At 46.8% G+C, this 6304-nt stretch carries 8 protein-coding genes; 4 read left to right on the forward strand and 4 right to left on the reverse strand.

Going from position 1 to position 6304, the window contains the following annotated elements:
* The first annotated feature begins 63 nt into the window (after positions 1-63).
* Positions 64-1161 (forward strand): fructose-1,6-bisphosphate aldolase/phosphatase, encoded by a 1098-nt coding sequence (fbp, locus tag QFX39_RS07275; RefSeq protein WP_300478901.1) that lies wholly within the window; start codon positions 64-66, stop codon positions 1159-1161.
* Between the two features lie 120 nt (positions 1162-1281).
* Here the strand turns inward: fbp and QFX39_RS07280 are convergent, their stop codons facing one another.
* The 4 genes from QFX39_RS07280 to pgsA are packed head-to-tail and all read right to left on the reverse strand — an operon-like array spanning position 1282 to position 3454.
* Positions 1282-1944 (reverse strand): DUF434 domain-containing protein, encoded by a 663-nt coding sequence (locus QFX39_RS07280; RefSeq protein ID WP_300478903.1) that lies wholly within the window; start codon positions 1942-1944, stop codon positions 1282-1284.
* Entirely contained in the window at positions 1944-2597 is a 654-nt protein-coding gene (locus tag QFX39_RS07285; protein ID WP_300478905.1) for a TIGR00153 family protein, read from the reverse strand. Before QFX39_RS07285 ends, QFX39_RS07280 begins: the two co-directional genes overlap by 1 nt.
* A 10-nt stretch (positions 2598-2607) precedes the next feature.
* Positions 2608-2841, reverse strand: a complete 234-nt coding sequence (locus QFX39_RS07290; RefSeq protein ID WP_013295103.1) for a DUF357 domain-containing protein — start codon at positions 2839-2841, stop codon at positions 2608-2610.
* Positions 2842-2884: 43 nt separating this feature from the next.
* Positions 2885-3454, reverse strand: a complete 570-nt coding sequence (gene pgsA, locus QFX39_RS07295; RefSeq protein WP_300478910.1) for an archaetidylinositol phosphate synthase — start codon at positions 3452-3454, stop codon at positions 2885-2887.
* Between the two features lie 55 nt (positions 3455-3509).
* Here pgsA and QFX39_RS07300 point away from each other — a divergent pair, with 55 nt between their 5' ends.
* The 3 genes from QFX39_RS07300 (at position 3510) to QFX39_RS07310 (ending at position 6248) form a co-directional block, all read left to right on the forward strand.
* Positions 3510-4133: an L-threonylcarbamoyladenylate synthase gene (locus tag QFX39_RS07300; RefSeq protein WP_300478913.1), complete on the forward strand. Its 624-nt coding sequence runs from the start codon at positions 3510-3512 to the stop codon at positions 4131-4133.
* On the forward strand, positions 4130-4834 hold the full coding sequence (gene radB, locus QFX39_RS07305) for a DNA repair and recombination protein RadB (RefSeq protein WP_300478915.1): 705 nt from the start codon (positions 4130-4132) through the stop codon (positions 4832-4834). Before QFX39_RS07300 ends, radB begins: the two co-directional genes overlap by 4 nt.
* 256 nt (positions 4835-5090) lie before the next feature.
* Positions 5091-6248 carry a pyridoxal phosphate-dependent aminotransferase gene (locus QFX39_RS07310; RefSeq protein WP_300478917.1) on the forward strand — a complete coding sequence of 386 codons (1158 nt, stop codon included), beginning with the start codon at positions 5091-5093 and terminating at the stop codon, positions 6246-6248.
* The last annotated feature ends 56 nt before the right edge of the window (positions 6249-6304 follow it).

Raw genomic sequence — 6304 nt, forward strand, 5'->3', positions numbered from 1 at the left:
CAGATCACATCTTTTATATAAAGAATCCAGTTAATTAACTCACTATCTTCTGGAGGTGTAATGATGAAAACAACCATTAGTGTAATTAAAGCAGACGTTGGAAGCGTAGCCGGTCACGCAGTCGCACATGAAGCATTAAAGAAGAAGTGCGACGAGATACTGGCAGAAGCCAGGGATACAGGAATCCTTGAGGATTATTATATTACCAACTGTGGGGATGACATTGACCTCATAATGACCCACAGGAACGGTGAAGAAAATGAGGAGGTTCACCAGACAGCATGGAACGCCTTCAGGGAAGCCACAGAGGTTGCCAGGGGCTTAAAACTTTACGGTGCAGGACAGGACCTTCTCTCAGACACCTTCTCAGGAAACATCAAGGGTATGGGCCCTGGCTGCGCTGAGATGGAGTTTAAGGAGAGGCCAAGCGATCCTGTTATAATTTTCTGCTGCGACAAGACAGAACCTGGAGCATTTAACCTGCCCCTTTTCAGAATGTTTGCAGACCCATTCAACACCGCGGGTCTTGTTATTGACCCATCACTTCACAACGGATACGAATTCGAGGTTTTTGACGTTGTTGAACACAAGAAGGTTACAATGGCATGCCCTGATGAGATGTACGACCTCCTTGCACTTCTCGGTTCAATCAGCCGCTATGTGATAAAGAAGATACACAGAAGGGACGACGGTGAAATAGCAGCCTCTGTGAGCACAGAACGACTTAACCTCATGGCAGGTAAGTACATAGGAAAGGATGACCCTGTTGCAATTGTGAGGGCACAGTCAGGATTCCCTGCAGCAGGGGAAGTCGTTGAGCCCTTTGCATTCCCTCATCTTGTGGGTGGCTGGATGAGGGGATCACACAACGGGCCACTGATGCCTGTTGCCCAGAGGGATGCAACACCCGTCAGGTTCGACGGACCTCCAAGGGTCATAGGGCTGGGATTCCAGATCGCAGACTGCAAACTCGTGGGTCCAATCGACATGTTTGATGACCCAGCATTTGACCGCTCAAGGCAGCTTGCATCTGAAATTGCAGAGTACATGAGAAGACACGGGCCATTCGAACCCCACAGACTCCCATCAGATGAAATGGAGTACACATCCCTTCCGGGTGTGCTTGAAAAACTCGGAGACAGATTTGAGGACATGGAGTAAACAGACTCCGCTCAAATTTTATTTTTTTGGAAACATTAAATTCCTAGGTTCTGCCAGCAGATCGTTTTCCGGATACCTTTAATGATTGTTCTGATATAGGGTTGATTGATCTTGGCATTTTTAATGATTGGTTTCTTTTCTGTCACCATCCTTTGGTTTCTTCTTGTTGAGTCTCCTGAGTATCTCATGGGGAATGTCAATCACCATATCCACAGAGTCAATCACAGCACCGTCAGCTGTTGCCACCACACCCCCACTTTCCTTAAGGTTTCTGTCAACGCATGATGAGAGAATAGCACGTCCCTCAAGTTTCTTGGAATCCATTAGTTCCTCAACGATCTGCCTCAGCCTGCCACTATGGCTGACGTTCCTGTCAAAATAGAAAAAAACCTCTTTAACACCTGAATCGGATAGAAAATCCATTATGGCATTCAGGGCCCTCAGGGTTACTTCACCCATCCTGTAACTCCCTGATACACCCCTCACATCCCGCAGAAACCCATCCTGGGCAATGAAGAACCCTTCACCCCCAAGAACGCTTTCTGTACCTATGAGTACATTGTAGCCATCAATGTGGACAGTGGAACCCCTGAGGAAATCTGGACTTACCAGCAGGGAGAGTCTCCTCTTTCTGGTTTCATCTGAGAAGACATACCTTGCAAGGTAATTTCTTTCCCTCTTCCCGAGAAGATAGTGGTTTGCAACGAAATTAAGCGCAACACGTTTACGGTAACCCCTGTTGAGGAGGTATCTCAGGTCCTCAACGGCCATTTTAAGGGTCATCAGCCTCTTCTCTTGGCTATTATTATGAGGGCACGGTCAGAAGCATCCTCGGCCCTGTCAGAAATGTTCCCGATCTTCCTGGTGATTTCCTTCATGTCCATGAATTTTATGACACCCATCTCCTTCTCCCTGTAGGCAGAGTAGAGGTCTGTTATGATCTTCCTCTCAATTGTATCCACCTTATCCTCAAGGCCCTCAATTTCATGGACCTTCCTCATGGCCTCCCCGAGGTCCCTTTCAAGGAGTTCCACACACTCCTTAAGGGCGTGAACCGTCTTTCCTGTGACATCCATCATCCTCTGGAAGTCCTCTCTGAACCCTGAGGGGAAGGAAACCCTTCCAAGGGATACGGTGAATGCGGTTGATTCAATGACGTCAGCGACCTTGTCTATGCTCTCAACTAGCATTATACGGTCCTCCCTGTCGAAGGGGAGGAAGGCCCCCTCATAGAATTCAAGTTCCATTTTCCTTCTTATCTCATCGGCCTCATGCTCACTAACCGCTATCTCCCTTGCGAGTCTGGATACGCTTCTACAGTCGCCACTGTAAAAGGCCTCCATCAGCTCCTCCAGCTTCAGGTAGCATTCCATAACCTTATCAAGGTGCCTGCGCCCATACTTCTCAACTTTTCCCTCTTTAATGAAAAACTTCATTTTATCTCCATCATATAATTCCGTGAAGCATTCTGAGCCCATCCAGAAGGCCGTGGGCGTAGGTAATGCACCCGAAGGATGTGATGTAATCTCCCTTCTTTAGGTAGTAAATGGAGTCGTCCCTGTAGTTCAGTGCCCTCTCAATGATGGCCCTCTCCTCCCCTTTGAATTCTATGGATTCCATTTCCATTAAATTTTTCTCAAGAAGATCAAGGTCCTTTTCTATGCGTTCCCTGCATTCCATTTAAACACCTCATCAATCTCTTAATCAGGGAATTCCTGAGTCATTATGTTTTCATCTGCCTCCGGACGTACATCATCCTCTGGATCACCGTGAAGTAACCTGCAAAGACCAGAATTATCATGGCAGCGTCCATATACCATAAGCCAAGGAAGTATCCGGCAAGGGACCCTCCAATGAGTATTATGAGCCGCTCAGCCCTTTCAGCAACACCTACAGCGCATTCGAGGTCCTCTGACTCGGCCCTTGCCCTAACATAACTGACCATGAGGCTGGAGTGGAGGGCCAGCATACCTGTGAGAATCCCTGTGAACCCCCCTGCCGTTATACCGGTGATGATTATGCCATCTGAGAGCCTGTCAAGGGTCGAATCCAGGAAACCACCAAATCTGGTGGGATTGAATCTTTTCCTTGCAACAGCCCCATCAAGGACATCTATGAATCCGCTTAATGCAAGAAGCAGGGCACCGTTAATAATATTCCCGCTGGCATAGGATGCAGCCGAGGCACATGCAACAAGGAAACCAGTGAACGTTATATAATCTGCCGGTATTGCGATCTTCTCTGCGATAGGGTCTATGAACCTTCTGAGTGCCGGTCTGAACTGATTCAACATGAACTCATTTATATTGATTACAGATATATAAATTGGTCATGGATCTGGTGGTTCAATGATAATCCGGAAAATCAGGAGAGGAAACCCATCACAAAAGGTGATTGATGAGGCAATATCTGTTATGGAGGGGGGTGGAGTAGTGATATACCCCACAGATACCATCTATGGCCTCGGTGTCAATGCACTTGACAGGGAGTCAGTGAGGAAGCTCTTCCGGATAAAGGGAAGGGCCCCTGATAAACCGGTATCCATATGTGTCTCAAAGGTGTCTGAGATACCAAGGTTCTCAAAACCATCAGAGCATGCAATGGAGATAATCAGGGGGATATTACCTGGTCCCTACACGGTTTTACTTGAGAAGAAGGATCTGGTGCCGGATATTCTCACAGGGGGATCATCAAAGGTGGGTGTAAGGGTCCCTGATGATGAGGTATGCAGGAGGATATCAGCAAAATTTCCGGTGACGGCCACAAGTGCCAATATATCAGGTAAGCAACCATCAGGGAAAACCAATGATATAATTGAGGATCTGAAGGTTGACCTCATGCTTGATGCAGGCGAATGTGATAGCACTGAACCATCCACTGTTGTGGATCTTACGGCTGAACCACCTGCTGTTCTCAGGATAGGTAGGGGGGACCCTGAGGTTATCTACAGGATTTTCAGGTGTATAAGATGAGGACCCTTATGGAGCTCGGTGAAAACGGAAGGCTCCCCACAGGTTCATCCATTGACTCCATACTTGGAGGGGGTGTTGAGAGGGGAACCATCACACAGTTCTATGGACCCCCAGCTTCTGGCAAAACCAACATTGCAATTAAACTTGCAGTTGAAACTTCAAAGAGAGACAGAAAGACAGTTTTTATTGATACTGAGGGCGGAATTTCTGTTGAAAGAATAAGACAGGTTTCAGGATCTTCATTTGAAAGGGTTGCCGATAATATAATAGTTTTTGAACCATCTAGCTTCACAGAACAGGGTGAAGCCATTCAAAGAACACTGAATGTCCTCAAAAACCATGGCGATTCAGTTGACCTGATTGTGCTTGATTCTGCGGTGGCCCTATACCGTCTAAAGGAGGGTAACGGATCGAATTTCAATGTTGATCTTGGAAGACAGCTTTTCCTTCTTCTGCAGATGGCAAGAAGATTTGACCTTGCGGTGGTTGTAACCAACCAGATATATTCCCTGAGGGGAGATGATGGGGTGGAGAGGGTGAGTCCCGTTGGCGGGACCCTCCTGAGGTACTGGTCCAAAACAATTGTTGAACTTGAAATGGGTGATAGGCCAGGTGAAAGAGTTGCTGTACTCAGAAGGCACAGAAACAGGCCCGAAGGTTTGAGGACCAGTTTCAGGATAGTTCCTGAGGGTATTGTCTGATCTTCAGGAATTCCACTCCGGGCGGCCATCGTTATCATCTGGCTGATCCCCTGGAGGCTGGCTGCATTCTTGAAGTAGGATATGGGCCCTAAGTTTTATTACAGAGGCTCTTTTTCTGAACAAAGTTTATTAAGTGGTTTGTTTAATATGATATAGAACACGGTAATAGTGTGGCCTATGGTTGAGGTTCAGCCTCGGGTAGATAAGAGAAGCCTTCTTCTCTTTCATTAGGATACTCTGGTGCTGATGTGATAAAATGATTTCTCCTAAAAAATATGCTAAAGCCGCAAAAGTGCCGCCAAACGGCTTTAAAACTTCAAATGAGTTTTTTAACTACGTCTTCAAGGACAAAGAAATGATATGGATGGGTCAGAACACCAACCATCTTCATGATCACTCTGAAATAGCGGAAGCCATGATTGATTGCATAAATGAGGGTAGTTACTGCAAGTATCCTCCCCCTGAGGGGTTCCCGGAACTCAAGGAACTTGTACTGAAGGATCTGGGACTGGGGGATGGCTTTGAAGCCCTCATAACCGCCGGGGGTACAGAGTCCCTGTATCTCTGCATGAATGATATTCTCAACCCTGAGGACAATGCCATAACATGTGATCCCGGCTACCTGATAATTGACAACTTTGCAAGCAGATTCGCATGCACTGTCAAATCGGTCCCAATATACAGCAGCGAATGTGGGTATAAACTGACACCTGACCTTGTGCTTGAGAATATGGACAGCAACACCCGCCTGATTTCACTTATTGACCCCCTGAATCCACTGGGCTCATCATATACACTGGAGGAGATAAAGGCGTTTGCAGACATTGCAGTGGACCATGATGTTTACCTTCTGCACGATATAACCTACAGGGACTTTGCACAGGAACACCACCTTGCAGCTGATTACGCACCCGACCATACAGTTACAGTGTACAGCTTTTCCAAGATATGCGGGATGGCAGGTCTAAGGATAGGTGCAATTGTTGCAACTGCAGACATTGTTGAGTCAGTGAAGAGCATCGTCATAAATGACCTGGGTACAAATGTTGTATCCCAGGCAGGTGCAATTGCAGCTCTCAAATCAAAGGACAGGTGGGTCCACAGGATACGGGATGTGACCTTCAGGAACCAGAGGATCATCAGGGACGCTGTTGAAGAGGTTGAAGGGGCATTTCTCCCGGTTTACCCATCAAATGGTAACATGATGGCCATAGATATACATGAAACCGGTGTGAACCCCGTTGACCTTACAGACTACCTACTTAAGAGGAAGATCTTTGTAAGGCAGGGTGCATACACCAGCAAGATATTCGGGGACAGGTACATACGTCTCAGCTTCTCCATACCAACTGAGCAGGTAGAGATATTCGCTGAGAACTTTGTGGATGTGATGGAGTTCCTTAGACCATCATAATTTCACAATTTTTATCCTTTAGGAACTTTTGAAGCTTTGATTTTGGCAGATAATTC

It is taken from the genome of Methanothermobacter sp., assembly GCF_030055425.1.
In the GTDB taxonomy this organism is placed as follows: Archaea; Methanobacteriota; Methanobacteria; order Methanobacteriales; family Methanothermobacteraceae; genus Methanothermobacter.